Consider the following 19,393-nt stretch of genomic DNA (forward strand, 5'->3'; position numbering starts at 1 on the left):
ATGAACTGTCCCAACTGTAACGTCCAACTCCCCGATGATACCGCCTTCTGCCCCAACTGTGGGCGGCGGATCGGTACGTCGTCGCAGGTACTCCGCACCCTTCAGGATCGCTACGAACTGACCAAAAAGCTCGGTCAGGGTGGCATGGGGTCGGTCTATCTCGCTGCCGACCGGCGGCTGAGCACGGTACGCTGGGCAGTCAAGGAGATGAGTGACGCGGCGATCACGTCGCCGCTAGAGCGCCAGCAGGCCGGAGACGCCTTCCGCCAAGAGGCCGAGTTACTGGCGCGTTTGAGCCACCCCAATCTGCCACGGGTGACCGATCACTTTGAGGAGGATGGCAAGAACTACTTGGTGATGGAGTTTGTGCCGGGTGAGAGCCTGCTCGACTACTGCCAGCGCAATCCGTTACCACGCCCGTTGAACGAAGTGCTGGGGTGGGTGGGGCAGATCTGTGATGTGTTGAGCTACCTGCACAACCAGCGTCCGCCGGTGATCTTCCGCGACCTCAAACCGGCCAACATCATTCTTACCCCTGATGGCACACTCAAACTGATTGACTTCGGGATCGCCCGGCTCTTCAAGCCGGGGCAGAACCGCGACACCCAGGCGTATGGCACGATGGGCTACAGTGCCCCGGAGCAGTATGGGCGCGGGCAGACCGATGCGCGTTCGGACATTTATAGCCTGGGGGTATTGTTACACCAACTCCTAACCGGCTTTGACCCATCCGCCGCGCCCTTCCGCCTGCCCCCGGCAAGCCAAGTCAACCCGAACATTCCCGCCGGTATCTCCGCTGCCCTCGAACGCGCCACCAACAACGACCCAGAGCAGCGCTTTGGGAGTGTGGAGGAGTTGCGCCAATCCCTGCTCGGTTCGGGGCAACTTGTCCAGCGTGCGGTCACGAGCCAACCCCAGATCGCGGCCTCACTGGGCATCCCTCCCACCACCACCCCAGCGCCGCCCGTTGGCGGGATGGCCACATCCACCGACCTCGCCCGGACGGCATTCTGGATGGGCGTGGTCAGTGCGGGGATGATGTTACTAGCAGCCATCCTAGTTGGTATCGGAGCAGCCAGCGGCGATAAAGATAGTGGCTTAGCCTCAATCGGTATTCTATTCGCCCTACTCCCCATGCTCACCGGCCCATCAAGCGCGATTGTGGGCATCGTGGCGCTCACCCGCCCCCAGACGCGCAACACCAGCCAGGGGCGACGTGATGCGATAGTGGGGATCACGGCGGGGCTATCAACCTTGCTGCTCTGTTGTGTCGTCCTTGTGCTTATGCCAAGTAGCGACGACGATCCAGAAACCCATCTGCTGCAACCTGTAGCCCATATCATATCGTCATAGTGGCAGTTTACGGAGCCGATGATTCCGTGTATGGCGCATCAATCTAGCGTATTGGAGACAGACATGGCTGATGCAGTCACCCTCACCTGCACATGGGGACGATCCCCAATGCCAGTAACCGGATCACCCCAGGTGGCCTACCTGCTGGTTGAAGCAACCCCCGTGGCGGCACCGCCAGTACCCGTCCCGCTCAATTTTTGCCTCGTACTGGATCGCTCCGGCTCGATGCAGGGGGCCAAACTCCAGAGCATGAAGGCGGCCACCCGCAAGGTGATCGAGACCCTCACTGAACAGGACGTGGTCTCGATTGTAATCTTCGATGATACCGTACAGACCCTCGTGCCGGCCACACTCGCCACCGACCGGGCGGCGTTACTGGCGGCGATTGATACGATCAGCGAAGCGGGCGGGACGGCCATGTCATTGGGGATACAGGCGGGCCAGACGGAGCTTCAGAAACATCTGGGGCCAGATCGGCTCAGCCATATGCTGGTGCTCACGGATGGGCAGACCTGGGGTGATGAAGAGACGTGCCGCAATATTGCCCGTTCGCTGGGCCAAGCCAACGTGCGCATCACCGCATTAGGTTTGGGGGCGGAGTGGAATGAGCAACTACTTGACGATCTGGCCGAATTTAGCGATGGCAATTCCGACTATATCGCCGACCCCAACCAGATCGGAACCTTCTTCCAGCGGGCGGTACGTAGTGCCCAGGGCACCGCCGCCACCGATGCGCGGCTGCTGTTGCGCTTAGTGCGCGAAGCAACGCCGCGTGCGGTCTACCGAGCCACCCCGACGATCAGTAACTTGGGCTACCAACCGATTGGTGAGAATGAGGTTTCGGTACGCCTTGGTGATCTGGTCTATGGCCAGACCGCGAGTGTCATTCTTGACATGATGCTCCCCAACCGATCCAGTGGTTCATTCCGGATCGCCCAAGCCGAACTGCATCTGGCGCTGATCGGGGTCGAACCGGAACAGGTGATCAAACAGGATGTGCTGCTGAGTTTCACCGCTGATCCAGCCACACCTGCCTTTGAACCACGGGTTATGAATCTTGTCGAAAAGGTCACCGCCTTTAAGCTCCAGACCCGCGCCTTGGCCGAGGCGGAATTGGGCAACACCAGCGGCGCAACCCAAAAGCTACGCGCAGCGGCCACACGGCTGCTTGACCTAGGCGAACTCGATCTGGCCGAAAAGACCCGCCAGCAGGCCGACCAATTGGAGCAAGGCCAGCAACTCAGTGCCGAGACGCAGAAAGAGTTGAAGTATGCGACGCGGCGACTCACCCAGAAGCTTGAGGAATAAGGAGAGAGCGCGATGATCACCTGCCCAACCTGCGGTGTCCAGAACGATCCGGGCAACCGTTTCTGCGATCAGTGCGGCACACGCCTCGACATCCCACCGGTAACCCCAGCGATGGTACCATCCGACCAGCCGACCGTTACGGCGACGGTGTGCCCCAAATGTGGTGATCCGATTTTGCCGGGCGAAGCGTTTTGCGACAGTTGCGGGGCTGATTTGAGTACCGCAGCGCTGCCGGTGGCTACGCCGGTTCCGGCTGATGCCCCCACAATGCTGGCGGCACCACCTGTCAGTGTGCCTACGCCTGCACCGACGCCCGCACCCAGCACCCAAGAGCCACGCTGCCCCGCCTGCGGGCAACCCAACCTGCCCGGCGAGGCATTCTGCGATCATTGTGGAGCCAGTTTGAATGCGCCGGTTCCGGCGGCGGCACCCACAATCCCCGATTCCATGCCGATCATTGCGCCAGATGACGCGACCATCCTGGCCCCTATGCCGGTCACTCCTACAGCGATGCCAGCGGTAGAGGTGCAGCCAGATGATGCAACCATCGTTGCCTCGGTGGCGGTACCCGAACCAGCCCCGGAGCCGGTGGCGGTACCCGAACCAGCCCCGGAGCCGGTGGCGGTACCCGAACCAGCCCCGGAGCCGGTGGCGGTACCCGAACCAGCCCCGGAGCCGGTGGCGGTACCCGAACCAACCCCGGAGCCGGTGGCAGTTGCCAGCGCTGATCCGGCGGCCCAGGCGGCGCAAAAGGCAGAGATCGAGGCCGAGATTGGGCGCCAGCAACAGATCATTGCCCAGTTCGAGCAGATGCAGGCCATGTTCGGTGCCACCACACCACCCGCCGTGATTACCGGGTTGGATGAGGCGCGGGTTGCGTTGGCCAAGGCGCAGGCGGATCTGGATGCGCTGGTACCGGCTGCTCCAGCCGTTGATCCAGAAGTATTGAAGCAACTCGCAGCCGAGATTGGGCGCCAGCAGCAGATCATCGCCCAGTTCGAGCAGATGCAGGCCATGTTCGGAGCCGCCACCCCAGCCGCCGTGGTTGCCGGGTTGGACGAAGCGCGCACGGCGTTAGCCAAGGCAGAAGCGGAGTATGTGGGTTTGACGGGGAGCACCCCGCCAGCAGTAGCCCCAGTAGCCCCAGTGGCCCCAGTGGCCGCGCCGGTAGCTCCGGTAGTTGCGCCACCAGCGCCCGCACCAGCGCCGCGCCTCGTGGTGGTGGATGGGGGGCAAGTGCTGGCCCTACCCACCGACCGCGTCGAGATCATTGTGGGCCGCGAAGACCCCGTCAGCAGCATCTTCCCAGAGATCGATCTGACCTCGTTTGGAGGTGAAGCGGGCGGCGTGAGCCGTCAACATGCCAAGATTCTCCACCGGGGCAACCAGTGGATGATCTGTGACCTGAACAGCACCAACTTCACCCGTGTGGATGGTGTGCGGCTAGAGCCGCACGTCGAGACACCACTACACGCCGGAGCGCGGGTGCAGTTTGGGCGGGTGGTGACAACGTTCGAGATGTAAGTCACCTCCGGTGGAGGTTCGGGGGCGGCAATGCCGCCCCCGAAGATATTTAAGGGGTTTGGGACTTCAGCCCCAATAACGCTATTTAGCGCAGCAAACTCACCCCGCGATCAAGGATGAGCAACTTCCCGCGCACCCCGGCCTGCAGATCCCAGAGCCAGAGCGCGGCGCTACTGCGCGGTGCATCCACCAACGGGCCACGCAACGCGGGCGGGGGCTGGTTGATGGAGAAGTAGGCCAAACTGCCCTCGACAAAGACCGCCTGCCCATACCCAGAGAGACTCTGACCAGTTGCCAGCAACTCGGTCTGCTTGGGGCCTTGCCAGCGATAGATCTGGTAATCATGCACCAGCGAGCTAGAGCAGAGTGTGGTGAGATAGAGCAGATTCCCCTCGGCATCCCAGGCTAACGGGCGGCTCCAGAAGGAGCCTTCATACTGTGGCTCGGCAGGCGGTTCAGGCTGAAGGGTGGCGGTAGGCGTAGGTTCCACCTCAGATGTAACCGTTGGGGTTGCCGTTGCGGTTGGGGTATCCGTCGGAGTTGGCGTATCCGTCGGGCTTGGGGAGGGCGTATTGGTAACCTCGCTGGTCACACTTGGATCAGGAGTGACAGTGGGTTTGGCAGTACGAGTCGCCGTCGGCGTCAACGTCGCGCTAGGCATCAACGTCGCCGTCGCGACCGGCGTCGCCGTTGCAGGGAGGAGAGGCGGCAGCAAGGTCTGGGCACCAATCGTCTCGATCAAATCGCCATCGGCAGCAAGAATGAGCAGATCCGCGCCAGAAGTGTCGCTACGCAGCGCCTCAACTGCGATGCGGCGGCCATCCTGAGCGACGAGAGGGCGACCAAAACTCTGGTAGCGGGAGGTGGTCGCATCGCCGACCATCAGCGGAGCGCCGACATCAAGCACCTCACCGCCCGGAGCGCGGAGGAAGAGCGTATGGCGGCCATCTTCAGCCTGAGCAACATAGATCAGCGCCCCACCTTCTAGCCATTGGGGTGCAAAGCGGCTCCAGGCGTCACCCGCCTCCTGGGTACGTTTGGGCGTACCACCAGATGCAGCGACCGTAAAGATCGACCACTGAGTTGGCACAGCCCCGGTCTCATCAACCGCAAAGGCGAGCGTCTTACCATCAAGGCTGAAGGCCGGATCGGCACAACTCACCCCCACCTGAGCCAACAACTTCGGCTGCCCACCACTGGCCGCCATCGTCCAGAGGGCGCTTGGCACCGCTAGAGTGGCATCAGCCGGATCAAGGCCGGGAGCAGCGCGGCAGAAGGCGATCCGTTCGCGGTCGGGGCTAAGCGCAAACGAAGTTTCAGTTTCAGGCGAATCGGTGAGATTAACCGGTGCAGCGGTAGCAGAATCGAGGCGCCAGAGATCGCCATCATAGAGATAGAAGAGCGGCGCAGCAAGCTGAGGAACCCCACCACCTGTCGGAATCTGGAGCGTATCGCTGGCGGCGACCAGGGTCGAATTACGCGCCACCGCAACGGTGAGGCGGGTAGGATTGCGTTGCAGAGTCAGGCGATAGGGCAACGGTTCCGCGAGACCAATCAGCAGGGTTGCACCGGCCACCGGATCATTACTGGGGACAAGGCTAAGGGATTGGATCGTGCGCGTGGTAGTAAAACTGAGCGTCTGGGTAATAATCGAGGAGGCAAACTGCTCATCACGCAACCAGCCGGGCATCTCAACACGCAACAGATAGGGATCAGCGGTATCAACAAGCCCATTAAGGATTTGAGCATCAGCCGCGCTAAGACAACTCAGCCCGGCCTGAACGGGAGCCGAGTCGAGGCCAGGTTCAAAACTGAGCAGCAATTGTTCAAACGCGGGTGAGCCAGTAACATCAGCCGCCGAAATCTGGGCCGAGAAGCGCGCAGCGGCACCGGGGCTAAGCTGGTTACAGAAATTAAAACCAGCGAGTGCCGGATTGGGAGTTGGAGTTGGCGGTAGGGGCGTCGCAGTAGCCGTCGGCGAAGGGCCAACCGTAGGCGTACTGGTAGGCGTATTAGTAGGTGTACTCGTTGATGTTGCGGTAGAAGTAGCAGTGGGAGTACCAGCGCGGATCGTCTCGACATTCGCAATCTGCTCGCTATCACTCACTGGTGCGAGATCGCAGCCTGCGAGGAGCAACGCGACAACGAGAGGCAGAGCGACAAGCGCGGTTGTAACTCGATAACGCGGGAGCTTCACAAATGGCTTCCCTTCCCCCTGGCACGAACGATGCGTGGGGGGGCTAACGCAGATTGCGATTACACCTCGCCGGGGAGTTGCACCTTAATCCAGCCCCGACGCATAGCATAGACCACCGCCTGCGTGCGATCATTGACAGCCAGTTTACGCAAAATCGAGGAGACATGATTTTTGACAGTCTGGTTACTAATATCAAGATTGAGTGCGATCTCTTTATTGGTACGACCAGCGGCGACCAACTCCAGCACCTCCAACTCACGGGGCGAGAGGGGCGAAAAGATGCTCTGGGTATCTTCATCAACCACCATTTGGCGGAAGGCAGCCAGAACCTGAGCGGCCACATCGGGGAGCGAGAGCACCATCTCATTGATAGGGTAATCACCGCGACGAACCTCGTGGAGCACAGCGAGCAGGCGGGGCCACTCGATATTACGAGGCAGATAGGCTGCTACTCCGGCACGGATCGCCTTCACCACCTGCTGCCCATCCATTTCGGGGCTAAAGAGCAGAATACTCACATGGGGATGGGTACGTTTAATGGCGCGTGAAACCTCCAGGCCATTCACACCTGGCAAATCAACCTCCATCAGTACCAGATCGGGATCGGTATAATCAACCAGCTGGATCGCCTGTTGACCATTACTTGCCTCGCCCGCAATCCGAAACTCAGGCTGGGAGGAGAGATAGTGACGTAGCCCCTCACGAAAGAGGGCGTGTGCGTGAACAAGGACAATAGATGTGGCACTCACGCGCAACCCCCTGATGTGTATGCGCCACAGAGCGTAGGGAGGTACGACAACAATAATGCAAGCAATAATCATGCATCCGTTGTCAAATTATAGCCTATTGGGTGGTATTCCACAACCTCTGGGGGCTCAAGCTTCAGGGCATGGGCAAAGTCCTTGGGGCGATGCCCCAAACCCTCATTTTTGTTGTTTTTTGGCGGCGAAGCCGCCAAAAAACAACAAAAATTATCTTCGGGGGCGGCTGTGCCGCCCCGAAACCGCACCGGAGGTAACTTTGTCCATGCCCTATCTCAAGCTTCCCGAAAGCTTGGAGCTTCCGGGAAACTCTCGGAGCCTAGCGCAGACTCATGGGCATCACAATATGGACATAACCCTCTTGGCCAACCGGCTTAAAGACACCCGGATTCTGGGAGCCTTGGGTTTCAAGCGCCACCTGAGCGGTCTTAATCGCGGCCAGAGCATCAGCAAGATACTTCACATTGAGGGCAATCTGGCCACCCTCACCGTGGATCATGCCATCAATCTCGCCGGTATTATCACCAACTTCAGCCGCATTGGCACTAATCACCAAGCGACCGGGGCCAAGCTCCCCACCGGGTTCAATCGTCAACTTGACCACATTTTGGCTCGGATTAGCGAAGAAGGAGGCCAACTTAACTGCCTTCGCCAACTCAGACGTATCGAGGACACTACGAGTAAGGTACTGGCTAGGGATAATGCGCTCAAAATCAGGAAACTTGCCATCAATGAGACGCGAGACCAACTCAGTATTCTCGGTATGGAAGAGCGCCTGACCGCCACCGGGGCTCATCGTCAATGAGATCTGACCCTCGCTATCAGCGGCGATGCGGGCTAACTCAACCAACGAGCGAGCCGGAACAATAAACTCCTGCTGCTGCGCAACCGCATCGGGCAACTGAACAATCCGCGTTGCGAGGCGGAAGCCATCAGCGGCGGCAAAGGTAAGGCGATTCTCGCGGAGGCGCACCAACACCCCAGCCAACACCGGGCGCGAGTCATCACTTGCAGCGGCGAAGGCGACCTGATCAATCGCCTCGCGGAGCGTCGCAGGAGAGAGACTGACTGCCGGCGCACGATCACTCACGGTCGGAATAATCGGGAACTCCTCAGCCTCAATGCCCTTAATATTGCTCGTATAGCGAGCACACTCAATCTTCACCGTCTGGGTACGGGCATCGAGTGTAAGCGTCACGTGATCATTAGGCAAGCCACCAATCACATCGGCCAGGAGCTTAGCGGGCACCGTAATCGCACCCTCCTCCTGAACCTGAGCGCCGATCCAGTGGGTAATGCCCACATCCAGATTGGTTGCAGCGAGCTTCAGACGGCCACCATCGGTCGCCAGCAACACATTCGAGAGAACCGGCAGGGTACTCTTCCCAGCGACCGCGTGGCTCACCGTAGCAAGGCCACGCTTCAGGTTCTCTTGAAGACATGTCAGCTTCATTGAAGGCTCCTTATCGTTGGAACTGACATTGGAGCGTAAAGAAATGCCAGCAATGCTGGCATTCGTTTACACCACAACATGGAAAAAGCGACTAGGCTACACCGCGACGGAAGGCGACGCGCAACAGATCATCCTCAAAATAGGCATCCTCGGCATGGAGACGTGCCAGAGTCTGGGGCAGGGCGATGCGATGGCGATACCAACCCACCGAGATGAGCAACTCATCGGCGCTCTGGGCCAGATGGACTTGGTCTTCAGAGGCAAAAGGAAGCGGCAGAATAAGATCATAGCCGCCATCAGCCTTTTCGATACGCTGCATCGGGCCTTGGTAGAGGAACGAAGCCGGATCACCATCACCGAAGAGACGGTCGGCCAAGGTACTCAGCAACTCGGTACCGACAATCTCGCGTGGGAAGTGGGGCGAACGCAAGATTGGCAGGGGGCTAAACATCTGATCAACGTGGGGGGCATACTCCTGCTGCATCGAGCGCCAGGAGGCAAAGTGGCCGTCAACCTCAACCGGAAGGATACGATTGACCACCACCGCATCAACCGCATAGCCAAAGAGGCTGAGGTAGGTCAGTGAACGTTGCGCCTCACGGATGACCATCTTCTCAAGGTTCATCACGATCCGGGCCGTCGTCACCTGCTGATCAGTGAGGATAGTACGCACCTCAACCAAGGCGTCAATCGCCTTCTGGGCCGAAGCGAGCACATCATCATTGACGATGGGCATATCGGTGACGCGGCGCGCCACCGGGCGCACGACCTTGAGCAGCGCACGCGCAACCGGGAAGAGCCGCGAGATCCACCAGCGCATAATATCGGGCATCGAGAGCAAGCGCAGCGTTTCGCCGGTAGGTGCGGCATCAACCACGAGCACATCAAAGCGTCCTTCATCATAGTGACGCTTGATCTGGAGCAAGCTAAAGAGTTCTTCGGTACCAGGGATGACCGAGAGTTCACCCTGAGCGATGGTATCAGCGCCCTGCCATGCCAGCAGGTCTGCCATATACTGCGACACCTCACCCCAGTTAGACTCCAGTTCGTGAAGCGCGTTAATCTCCTGCGCCCAGAGGTTAGGCGCGACCTCAATGGGTTCAGCGCGTAATTCAACGCCGAGCGAATCGCCAAGCGAGTGAGCCGCATCGGTACTGAGGACGATCGTGCGATAGCCACGCTGGGCACAGCGTAGAGCCGTGGCGGCTGCGACACTGGTTTTGCCGACCCCGCCCTTACCGGTATAAAAAAGAATACGCATCGTTGCCGCCACCTAGTGCGCTATAGCGCAGAGCATACACAAGCATGGGGAAGCCGGTGTTCCAGCATAGCAAGGATCGACTCACACCCATGTCTGTATTGATCCTGCACGAGCTATCATATCACATGTACGCAAAAGCCGAATGTGCATATAGTACACGCAGCAGCGGTTTCATGCAATCGGGGCCAATTGGGGTACCTTCGGTGGGAGTGCGGGGGAGGCTTCACCTCCCCGAAGAACGCTTTTTCTCTCATTTTGGCGGCTTCGCCGCCAAAATGAGAGAAAAAGCGGGTCTGGGGCGTAGCCCCAACAGTGGGTTTTAACTTCATGCACATGGAGGCGGCTGCGCCGCCCCAACAGGTACGCTAAAGAAGGGCCGGGCAAGGGGGGAGACCCGCCGCCTACCCGGCCCAAGCTCACGATGCCTGTTGTTCACGACGCTGAGCGGGGAGATTGTTGGCTGGAGCAGGGTTAGCGGCTCCTTTGCGAACAATATCGGCATAGCGCCGGGTAGAACGTGGGTCACGATGACCAAGAATACGACGAACCACCTGCTCAGGATAAAAGGCTATCAACTCAGCAGCGGCAGTATGGCGGAGGTGATGCAGTGTATAGCGGGGCTGCTCTTTCCCCTCGACCACATCGATCAAGTGAGCAGCACGGCAGACCTGCACCCAGCGCCGGTGGAGTGTGTCGTAAGAGGCACGCTTGCCGCGTGAGGAGCAGAAGAGCGGGGCATCGGAAGCGGGACTAGGGCCAAGGTCACGCATCCAACTGCGCAGCCCACGCAACGAACGGGGCATCGCATCGGGTGTCAACGCAACCATGCGCTTATTCCCACTCTTTGTATCCTGCACTAGTAGAACCTCGCGACCTGCCTCTAAGATGACATCCCCAACATTCAAGTTCAACACCTCGTCGGTGCGTACACCAATTTCGCGTAACAAGGTGAAGATCAGGCGATAGGGTTGGCTACACGCAGCAATGGCGATATCAAGCGCACGCCGTTCCGCTTCGCTGACGATCGGCTGAGGACGATGTTCGGTGTGGTAGCGCCCTGCAATTTGTTCGAGTGGATTATAGAGGCAGTAGCCACGGGCAACCGCCCAGCGAAAAAAGCGGCCTAAACTCGCGATACGACGATTGGTGGTACCTGGTTGTTCATTGCGACTGTCCAAAAACGACTGAATATCGAGCGTTGTGATCGTCTCTAGCGGTTTATCTACCACCCCAGCCGCAGTGCGCAAGTCACAACGGTATGATGTGATCGTATTTCCGCTTAGCCCCTGCTCTGCCTGAATATCATTCAGGAACGTCTCCATCTCGCTCGCGATAGTACGTAAACGAGGTGGGGCAGGAGCGCCATGTAGTGCCATAAGAACCTCCTCCATTGGGAACCGACGCAAACCCCGCCCTATGTGTATATTAAGGTGGTGTTAACCCGGTTTTCATCATTATAGCAAAAATTCGGGCTTAATTCTAGATCTTCATGCAAAAATTTGAGGGTTCTAGTTTTTTTCTCAGGTTGGGGCCAATCTGGATGACATGGGGGATGGTGGAGCTACGCCCCAGACCCCCACCAGGGCATGTGCAAAGTCCTTGGGGCTGTGCCCCAAACTTCAATTTTTGTTGTGTTTTGGCGGCTTCGCCGCCAAAACACAACAAAAAAGGTCTTCGGAGGCGGCGTAGCCGCCCCCGAACCTCCACCGGAGGTGACTTTACCCATGCCCTAGACTTTGCACTAGGGTGCTATTGTCGTTTCGGGATGGATCGAGTATGATAGAGGCGGCGCGTTTGTGCTGAAAGGTTCGGCTATGTCCGAAAACAGGAATCACTTGGATTAGTTGTGGTATGTACCTGCCAGAAAGGAGCGTGTGAGACTGTGTGGCCACTTTCCTTGGCTACCAGAACGAAAGCCGCAAAAGCGAGAGAACCGAGAGAGCAAACAGTGTCATGATTGTGGAGTTAGAAAAATATGAGCACACCCGTCGAGACGCGCAATGGGATGCGCTGGATTCGGGCCGACCTGCATATACACACCCCGGCCTCTGAGGATTATGCTGAACCAGATGTAAGCAACCTCGATATTCTTCAGGAGGCGGAACGCCGCGAACTTGAGATCATCGCCTTTACCGACCACAATACGGTACACGGTTATGAACGCTTCCAACGTGAGATCGAATTTTTGCAAACCCTCGAACAGGGGGGGCGGCTCACCGAAGAAGAGACGGTACGTCTGAATGAGTACCGGCGCTTACTGGCGAAGATTACGGTGCTGCCCGGTTTTGAGTTCACTTCCCACTTTGGTGCCCACATCTTAGGTGTCTTTGCCCCCAAAAGCCCACTGAGCCTGATCGAGGCGACTCTCCTGCAATTGGGCGTCCCCGCCGAGCATCTGAAGGAGGGGTTGTGTGGTGTAGCGAATACGCGCCATGTCACCGAAGCCTACGAGACGATTGCGCGGGCGGGGGGGCTTGTGATTGCGCCGCATGTGAATGGCCCTAATGGGGTGATCACTGAGACCTTGCGGATGGGCACGAGCGGTCAATCGCGTATCGCCGCCACCCAGAGCCTCCACCTGCACGCACTGGAGTTTGTCAACTTCTATACCGACCACGAGAAGTTTACCTCGCCCGGTTTCTATAATGGCAAGGTGGAACACTACGAGCGGCGGATGTTCTGCATCCAGGGCAGCGATGCGCACCGCTTGCGGCGTCTGCCGACCACCGATGGTCAGGTGATGCACCGCCATGGGATCGGTGATCGGTATGTGGAGTTGCTGCTGCCCGACAACAGTTTTGAGTCGTTGCGCGCACTCTTCACGAGCCAAGATTTTGATCGTGTGCGCGTGCCTAAGCGCGATCAGAAGCAGTGGGCGGTGGATGCGGTGCGGTTTGGTGGCTCAACCGAGCGGCAAGTACTGCGCCCGATTGATGACGAGAACCATACCAATGATCTCTGGTGTGATGTGGCGGCACTGGCAAATGCCGGTGGCGGCGTGCTGGTAGTTGGCTGTGAACCGGGTGGCCGCGTGACCGGTGTGGAGCGACCCGATCACCTGAGTGAGCAACTGCGTAAGGGTGTCGCCGAACAGATCAGCCCCCAACCCTACCTCTCCTTTGAGTTGATGAGCTACGAGGGGCAGGATGTCATGCGGGTGGAGGTGAAATCGAGTGAACCACCACCGTATGTGTGTAGTAACGGAGTGATCTATGTGCGCCGCAATGGCGAGACGGTGGTAGCAGATCGCGGGGAGATTATTCAACTCTGCCGCCGTGCCCTCGCTGAAGGGGTCTCTTCGCCACTCGACAATGGCCAGGATCTCGATCTGCCACGTTCTGGGGTCGAGATTGTGAGTGGCCAGAAGCGCGGTGGGGTCTGGCTATATGAGGTGCGCGACCTACGCACAACCGCCGGAGTTACCCGTGACCGTGCGCAGGGGTTGTGGGCCTATGCGATCAGTCGCTACGAGGATCTGCGCGAAGGACGGGTGGATGTCCAGAGCCAAGTGAAGTGGAAGGGGCGGCTGGGGTTGTGGCGCGCCTACCGCCAGGGAAGCCGCACCAAGTATGATCTGGTACACCGTGATGCCAACGGGGTGATCAGCCATATCTTCTTTGGGGTAAGCGACTGGGGCTTGAGTGAAGCGTGGGAGTCGCTGTTAGGGGAGCGCAGTGGCGAACCGATTGAGCAAGAGGCGCAGGATTTTGATCGTGAGGATGAGGTTTTACCGCCACATCCCGAAGATCAGCCCGAACCGCTGAGCCCAGAACCGATCACCTGGGGTGAACGACGTATCCGTTGGCGCGGACGCGGCGGTCTCGTTGCGGTCTACCGCGATGAGCAGGGTATCGCCCGCTTTGATCTGGTGATGAAGGATAAGGATGGCCCTGGGCAACAGGACTATCGGGGCGTGGCGTTAGAGAAACTGACGGATGCCTGGCTTAATCTGATCCGGGTCACTCGTCCGCGCACCGGGATCGAGGTGGTAAGCGCCACCCAGGGCGAGGACGGCGAGTGGCAGTATGTCTTCCGCAACCTGCGAACCGGCGATGTGAGTGGGGTGCCCTGGCGGCTCCAGGATATTGAGCCGGGAACGGTGCGTGAATATGCTGCGCGTATGTTCCAACAGGATCTGCCGCTTGATGATTCAAAGGTGCGTTGGTGGGGGAATTTGGGCTACATGCGCCCGATGCGCTCGCAAGTTGATCTGCTCTTTATGGATGAACAGGGTGAGTTGCACTTCTACTATGCGGCACGCCGTGAGGAACTGACCGGTGAGTGGCGCGATCTGCTCGAACTCTACGAGGAGATGTAAGATGCTGCGGCGCACGCTGCGCGTGCGCCGCAGCATCGCTTGACTCCTCCAACCCGCTGAAGCCCGTTGCGAGGTGTTCATGACGAATGGAAAGCCCCAGGATCGCTCGGTGGTGCTGGAAGCACGCGGGATTACCAAGCGCTTTCCCGGTGTTGTCGCCAACGACAATGTCTCGCTCCAACTCTATAAGGGTGAGGTGCTGGCGTTACTGGGCGAGAATGGCGCGGGCAAGAGCACCCTGATGAATATCCTCTATGGCCTCTACCAGCAGGATGAGGGTGAGATCCTCGTCTACGGGCAACCCATCCACGCGAAAAGCCCGCACGAGGCGATCCAGCGCGGGATTGGAATGGTACATCAGCACTTCCAGCTTGTTCCGGTTATGACCGTGACCGAAAATGTCATGCTGGGGAACGAGCAGATCAGGGCGGGCTTCTTTTTGGATCGCCGCCGGGCTGCCAACCAGATTCGTGCCATTTCGCGTCAGTATGGCCTGGAGGTTGATCCAAATGCGATCATTGCCGATCTACCGGTGGGGGCGCAGCAACGTGTCGAGATCATCAAGGCGCTCTACCGCAACGCCGATATTCTGATTCTGGATGAACCGACGGCGGTGCTCACGCCTCAAGAGGCCGATGAGTTGGTGCAGATTATGCGTACCCTGGTTGAGCAGGGGAAGTCGATCATCTTCATTACCCATAAGCTGCGTGAAGTATTGGAGATCGCCGACCGGATTGTGGTGCTGCGAGCCGGAAAGGTGGTCGGGAGTACCTTACCAGCGGAATCGTCTGAGGCCAGTTTGGCAGCGATGATGGTTGGGCGCGAGGTGCTGCTCCGGGTAGATAAAACCCCCGCCCAGCCCGGTGCGACGGTGCTGGAGGTGCAGGGGCTGCACGTGCGCGATGATCGCGGCTTGCCCGCCGTGAATGGCGTGGATCTGACGGTGCGCGCCGGGGAAATTCTGGGAATTGCCGGGGTGCAGGGCAACGGGCAGACTGAGTTGGTAGCGGCGATTACTGGGCTACGCACCAAGGAGGCGGGGGAGGTGCGCGTGGCAGGCCACGATGTGAGTACGGCCAGCCCGCGCCAGATCAGCGAGTTGGGGGTGGCGCACATCCCCGAAGATCGCCAACGTGAAGGTTTGGTGACCTCGTACCCGCTCACTGATAACTCGGTGCTCGAACTCTACTACCGCTCACCCTTTGCGCGTGGGATCATCCGCGATCAGCCCCAGGTGGAGCAGCACTGTCAAGAACTGGTAGAAGCATTTGATGTGCGTACCCCCAATACGCACGTGCCGGCCAGTGCGCTGAGTGGGGGCAATCAGCAGAAATTGATCGTGGCGCGTGAATTTAGCCAGCCGCTCAAGCTGCTCATAGCAGCCCAGCCAACACGCGGCATTGATGTCGGTTCAATTGAATTCATCCACAACCAGATCATCCACAAGCGCGATGAGGGTATCGCAGTGCTGGTCGTCTCGGCTGAACTGGACGAAATCCTGTCGCTCTCTGATCGTATCGCAGTCATGTACCACGGCCAGATCGTCGCCACCGTGCAGAATGGCGAACTCTCCCGCGAGCAACTTGGCCTGTTGATGGCCGGGGCGGGGCTGAAGCAAGTTGAGTAGAGCATATGCCGCACGCTGAAGAGATCCGCCAACCGATACCGATCAGGAGACTCTGGGAAGATTACGCATCATACCTCGTCCCGATCTTAGCCGTCTTCACCGCACTGGTGATCGGAGCCTTGTTGATCAACCTCACCGGGGGAGATTGGGAGGCGGCCTATATTGGCCTGTGGGAAGGCTCATTCGGTACGTGGAATGGGCTGAGTAATACGATCATTCGGTCTACACCGTTCATCATCTGCGGGCTGGCAGTGGGGCTAGGCTTTCATGGTGGTCTCTTCAACATCGGGGCGCAAGGGCAACTCTACCTGGGCGCGATCTTCACGATTGTGGTAGCCACCAACCTGCAACTGCCCACGATCATCCACGTTCCCCTGGCGTTGCTTGCTGGGGCCGTCGGCGGGGCTATCTGGGGCGGATTGGCGGGGTTCCTCAAGGCACGTACCGGTGCCCACGAGGTGATCACGACGATCATGCTCAACTATGTGGCGGTGCGTCTGACCGAGTGGTTGATCAAGAGTAAGACGCCCTACTTGTTGGGTGATCCCGCCGATACAACCGGGGCGCGCACGCGCTTTATTGCCGAGACTGCGCGGCTACCGGGGTTCTTCGTGGGGGATACGACCCGCCTGCATTTGGGAATCTTGATCGGTTTGGGGTTGGCGGTTGCGATTTGGTGGCTGCTCTACAAGACCACCATCGGCTTTGAGCTACGCACCGCCGGAACCAACCCGGCGGCGGCACGTTATGCCGGGATCAGTGTGCCGCGCACGATTGTGTTGACGATGGCGCTCTCTGGGGGCCTCGCCGGAATTGCCGGGGCGGGTGAGGTGTTGGGGGTGCGCAACGCGCTCAGCGCCGACCTGCTGAGTGGGATTGGCTTTGATGCGATTGCGGTGGCGCTGTTGGCACACTCCAACCCAATTGGGATCATCGCGTCGGGTATTCTCTGGGGCGGCCTCAATACCGGAGCAAGCCTGATGCAGGTACGCGCCGGGTTGAGTATTGATGTGATCAAGGTGGTGCAGGCGTTGATTATCATGTTTGTCGCTGCCGACCAGATCATTCGTTTTGTGTATCGTATTCCGAAGCAGAAATAGGCAACGCCCAATGAGTGACACCCAAGCCGAGCGGAGCGCCCGCATCGCCACCGAAGAGCATATGGCGGACATCATTCTGCCCCACCAGACCAACGGCTACGGCACGATGTTTGGCGGCGATGTGATGGCACTGATGGACAAGGCGGCGGCGATTGCGGCGCTGCGCTTCTGTCGTCAGCCAGTGGTGACGGCATCGAGCGAGCGGATTGACTTTCGCACCCCGATTGGGCAGGCCGAGATCATTGAAGCCTTCTCCAAAGTGATCTTTGTCGGGCGGACTTCCATGGTGGTACGGGTACGTATCTATGCCGAGCACCCCCTGATTGGCGACCGGCGCATCTGCACCACCGGCTACTTCAGCATGGTGGCGATAGCCCGCGATGGTGGGCGGCCCCAGCCGATTCCCGAACTGATCCTGCCCGATGATGAGGCACAGGCCGAATATGCGATTGGGAGCGAGATCCACACGACGATTAGTGCGCGCCGCCAGAAGTAGTCATGCGCAGTTTCTTGTTCCTCTGCATACTCATGCTCGTGTTGAACGGGTGTAGCGCCCCACCCTCCACACCCATCCCGGTTACTACCCTAATGCCCACGGCCACCGCAGCCCCCGCACCGCCAGAGGCTCCCAGTGGCATCCCCAGCGATAGTGGCTGGCAAAGTGTCCAGCCGGGGGTGGAGATGCGGCGCTTACGACTCAGTCTGGCGGGGAGCAACCCGGTGCTGATCCATGTGTTGCGGTTTGACCCCGCAGTGGTGCGCTTCCAGGTTGGCTATGCACCCGATGCGCCGAAGACGATTGGACGCTGGATCGAGGAGCAAGACGCAATCGCGGCGATCAATGGGGGCTTCTTTGACCCAGAGAATCGCACCGTGGCGCTGCTGATCATGGCGGGGCAGCCGGTAGGGACGAGCTACACTGGGCGCGGCGGGATGTTTGCGGTAGACCAAGCAAACCAGGTGCAGGTGCGCGGGTTGGCCCAGCAGCCCTACGATCCAAGTGAGCCACTGGTGGAGGCGCTGCAAGGGTGGCCACTGCTGGTGCAACCCGGCGGGATGGCCGCCTACAGTTATGAGGATGATGAACGCGCCCGCCGCAGCGCTATCGCACTTGATCGGGCTGGGCGGGTGCTCTTCATTGCGGTGCCGAGTACCCGCTTCACCCTGGCCGAATTTTCAGCGTGGCTGGCCCAGTCTGATCTGGAGATTGAGGCCGCGATCAATCTTGATGGCGGCTCCTCAACCGGGATGATGCTGCGCACCCGCAACCTGAGTGATCGGATTGATGCGTTTGTGCCGCTGCCGATAGTGTTGCTGGTGCTGCCACGGGCATAAGGGGGCAACCTCTTTTTGACGCAAAGGCGCGAAGGTTTTGCTTAGGAGCTATATTACATACTTTGCGCCTTTGCGCCTTTGCGTCAACATCGGAATGATCGGGCAGGATCATTAGAGAATCCGTCGCCCCAATGCCGAGAGCACCAACTCCACCGCCAACTCGGCGGTCGCATTGTGAATATCGAGGATCGGATTGACCTCGACCACATCAAGGCTGCACAAGCCACCCGCTTGAGCCAGCAGTTCCATGGCGAGGTGTGCCTCGCGGTAGGAGATGCCCCCCAACACCGGCGTACCCACACCCGGCGCAATGTTGGGATCAATCACATCCAGATCGAGACTGACGTGGTAGCCCATACCCTGACGGCGGATCACACTGATCGCCTGCTCCATCACCGCCGCCATACCGCGCCGATCAATGTCGTGCATGGTAAAGGTATGAATACCGGACGTGCGCAGCGCCGCACGTTCAAGCGGATCAAGATCGCGCACCGCCACGAGGGCGATCTGGTCGGGTGGGATGGCGGGAACCCGCCCAGCTAGGCCGGTGAGGCGGGGGTGGCCGCGACCACTCAGGGCAGCGAGACTCATACCGTGGATGTTACCACTAGGCGTGGTTTCGGCAGTGTTGAAATCGGCGTGAGCATCAATCCAGATCAGACCAAGATCGCGCCCCCGCGCACTTCCACTGACGGAGCCAATCGCCACACTATGATCGCCGCCCAGGATGAGCGGCAGTTGGCCCTGACTCACACAATGAGCCACGCGATCCGCCAATTCGGCACACACGCTACTGATCGGCTCCAGGTAGCGCAAGCGTTGATCATCACCGAGCGCTGCGCCAGTTTCGATCATAGGCGTCAGCAAGTTACCCAGATCGCAGACACGATGCCCCAACGCCGCAATGCGCTGCTGAAGCCCGGTATAGCGCATCGCACTCGGCCCCATATCTACGCCACGCCGTCCGGCACCAAGATCAATCGGGACACCAAGAAGGGCAATATTATACATAGCAGCACTCCATACCATTGGGGCAAGCCCCCAACCTTAGTTTTGTGGTGGGGTTTGGGGCGGCTTCGCCACCCCAAACCCCACCACCGGAGGCGGACGTTGCACAAAACACAACCCCGGCACTGCTGCCGGGGTTACGTTCACT

14 protein-coding genes are annotated in these 19,393 nt (G+C 59.2%); 8 read left to right on the plus strand and 6 right to left on the minus strand.

All coding sequences use genetic code 11. The annotated features are described in order from the left end of the window. From EKD03_RS06180 to EKD03_RS06190, 3 genes are all read left to right on the plus strand, one after another. On the plus strand, positions 1-1,353 hold the full coding sequence (locus EKD03_RS06180; RefSeq protein WP_129628669.1) for a serine/threonine-protein kinase: 1,353 nt from the start codon (positions 1-3) through the stop codon (positions 1,351-1,353). Positions 1,354-1,416: 63 nt separating this feature from the next. Beyond that, complete coding sequence (locus tag EKD03_RS06185) at positions 1,417-2,661, plus strand: VWA domain-containing protein (RefSeq protein ID WP_129628671.1); 1,245 nt, start codon at positions 1,417-1,419, stop codon at positions 2,659-2,661. Positions 2,662-2,673: 12 nt separating this feature from the next. Then, a complete protein-coding gene (locus EKD03_RS06190; protein WP_129628673.1) occupies positions 2,674-4,185 on the plus strand; it encodes a zinc-ribbon domain-containing protein in 1,512 nt (503 codons plus the stop codon). Positions 4,186-4,270: 85 nt separating this feature from the next. Here EKD03_RS06190 and EKD03_RS06195 read toward each other — a convergent pair whose 3' ends face one another. From EKD03_RS06195 to EKD03_RS06215, 5 genes are all read right to left on the minus strand, one after another. Beyond that, positions 4,271-6,382, minus strand: coding sequence for a TolB family protein (locus tag EKD03_RS06195; RefSeq protein WP_129628675.1), 2,112 nt, complete (start codon positions 6,380-6,382; stop codon positions 4,271-4,273). Between the two features lie 59 nt (positions 6,383-6,441). Further along, complete coding sequence (locus EKD03_RS06200) at positions 6,442-7,131, minus strand: LuxR C-terminal-related transcriptional regulator (RefSeq protein ID WP_129628677.1); 690 nt, start codon at positions 7,129-7,131, stop codon at positions 6,442-6,444. 331 nt (positions 7,132-7,462) lie between these two features. Next, positions 7,463-8,596 carry a DNA polymerase III subunit beta gene (gene dnaN, locus EKD03_RS06205; RefSeq protein WP_129628679.1) on the minus strand — a complete coding sequence of 378 codons (1,134 nt, stop codon included), beginning with the start codon at positions 8,594-8,596 and terminating at the stop codon, positions 7,463-7,465. A 91-nt stretch (positions 8,597-8,687) separates the two neighbouring features. After that, on the minus strand, positions 8,688-9,857 hold the full coding sequence (locus tag EKD03_RS06210) for an ArsA family ATPase (protein WP_129628681.1): 1,170 nt from the start codon (positions 9,855-9,857) through the stop codon (positions 8,688-8,690). A gap of 416 nt (positions 9,858-10,273) precedes the next feature. Further along, entirely contained in the window at positions 10,274-11,233 is a 960-nt protein-coding gene (locus tag EKD03_RS06215; RefSeq protein WP_238613416.1) for a tyrosine-type recombinase/integrase, read from the minus strand. 599 nt (positions 11,234-11,832) lie between these two features. On the opposite strand from EKD03_RS06215, the gene EKD03_RS06220 reads away from it, so the two are divergent. From EKD03_RS06220 to EKD03_RS06240, 5 genes are all read left to right on the plus strand, one after another. Further along, positions 11,833-14,175 carry an RNA-binding domain-containing protein gene (locus EKD03_RS06220; RefSeq protein ID WP_129628683.1) on the plus strand — a complete coding sequence of 781 codons (2,343 nt, stop codon included), beginning with the start codon at positions 11,833-11,835 and terminating at the stop codon, positions 14,173-14,175. 79 nt (positions 14,176-14,254) lie between these two features. Continuing rightward, positions 14,255-15,802, plus strand: a complete 1,548-nt coding sequence (locus EKD03_RS06225) for an ABC transporter ATP-binding protein (protein WP_129628685.1) — start codon at positions 14,255-14,257, stop codon at positions 15,800-15,802. Positions 15,803-15,807: 5 nt separating this feature from the next. Further along, positions 15,808-16,902, plus strand: coding sequence for an ABC transporter permease (locus tag EKD03_RS06230; protein WP_129628687.1), 1,095 nt, complete (start codon positions 15,808-15,810; stop codon positions 16,900-16,902). 10 nt (positions 16,903-16,912) lie between these two features. Next, positions 16,913-17,398 carry an acyl-CoA thioesterase gene (locus EKD03_RS06235; protein WP_129628689.1) on the plus strand — a complete coding sequence of 162 codons (486 nt, stop codon included), beginning with the start codon at positions 16,913-16,915 and terminating at the stop codon, positions 17,396-17,398. 2 nt (positions 17,399-17,400) lie between these two features. Further along, positions 17,401-18,237, plus strand: a complete 837-nt coding sequence (locus tag EKD03_RS06240) for a phosphodiester glycosidase family protein (protein ID WP_129628690.1) — start codon at positions 17,401-17,403, stop codon at positions 18,235-18,237. Between the two features lie 111 nt (positions 18,238-18,348). On the opposite strand, the gene rocF is transcribed toward EKD03_RS06240, so the two are convergent. Further along, complete coding sequence (gene rocF, locus EKD03_RS06245; RefSeq protein ID WP_129628692.1) at positions 18,349-19,248, minus strand: arginase; 900 nt, start codon at positions 19,246-19,248, stop codon at positions 18,349-18,351. Between the last annotated feature and the right edge of the window lie 145 nt (positions 19,249-19,393).

The sequence above is a fragment of the Candidatus Oscillochloris fontis genome (genome assembly GCF_004138135.1).
Lineage (GTDB): Bacteria > Chloroflexota > Chloroflexia > Chloroflexales > Chloroflexaceae > Oscillochloris > Oscillochloris fontis.

Excerpts from the sequence above, each read along its gene's own strand:
- EKD03_RS06180 (WP_129628669.1), top strand. The coding sequence starts at position 1 with ATGAACTGTCCCAACTGTAACGTCCAACTCCCCGATGATACCGCCTTC.
- EKD03_RS06240 (WP_129628690.1), top strand. The coding sequence starts at position 17,401 with ATGCGCAGTTTCTTGTTCCTCTGCATACTCATGCTCGTGTTGAACGGG.
- EKD03_RS06190 (WP_129628673.1), top strand. The coding sequence starts at position 2,674 with ATGATCACCTGCCCAACCTGCGGTGTCCAGAACGATCCGGGCAACCGT.
- EKD03_RS06220 (WP_129628683.1), top strand. The coding sequence starts at position 11,833 with ATGAGCACACCCGTCGAGACGCGCAATGGGATGCGCTGGATTCGGGCC.
- EKD03_RS06235 (WP_129628689.1), top strand. The coding sequence starts at position 16,913 with ATGAGTGACACCCAAGCCGAGCGGAGCGCCCGCATCGCCACCGAAGAG.
- EKD03_RS06230 (WP_129628687.1), top strand. The coding sequence starts at position 15,808 with ATGCCGCACGCTGAAGAGATCCGCCAACCGATACCGATCAGGAGACTC.
- rocF (WP_129628692.1), bottom strand. The coding sequence starts at position 19,248 with ATGTATAATATTGCCCTTCTTGGTGTCCCGATTGATCTTGGTGCCGGA.
- EKD03_RS06210 (WP_129628681.1), bottom strand. The coding sequence starts at position 9,857 with ATGCGTATTCTTTTTTATACCGGTAAGGGCGGGGTCGGCAAAACCAGT.
- EKD03_RS06215 (WP_238613416.1), bottom strand. The coding sequence starts at position 11,233 with ATGGCACTACATGGCGCTCCTGCCCCACCTCGTTTACGTACTATCGCG.
- EKD03_RS06185 (WP_129628671.1), top strand. The coding sequence starts at position 1,417 with ATGGCTGATGCAGTCACCCTCACCTGCACATGGGGACGATCCCCAATG.
- dnaN (WP_129628679.1), bottom strand. The coding sequence starts at position 8,596 with ATGAAGCTGACATGTCTTCAAGAGAACCTGAAGCGTGGCCTTGCTACG.
- EKD03_RS06225 (WP_129628685.1), top strand. The coding sequence starts at position 14,255 with ATGACGAATGGAAAGCCCCAGGATCGCTCGGTGGTGCTGGAAGCACGC.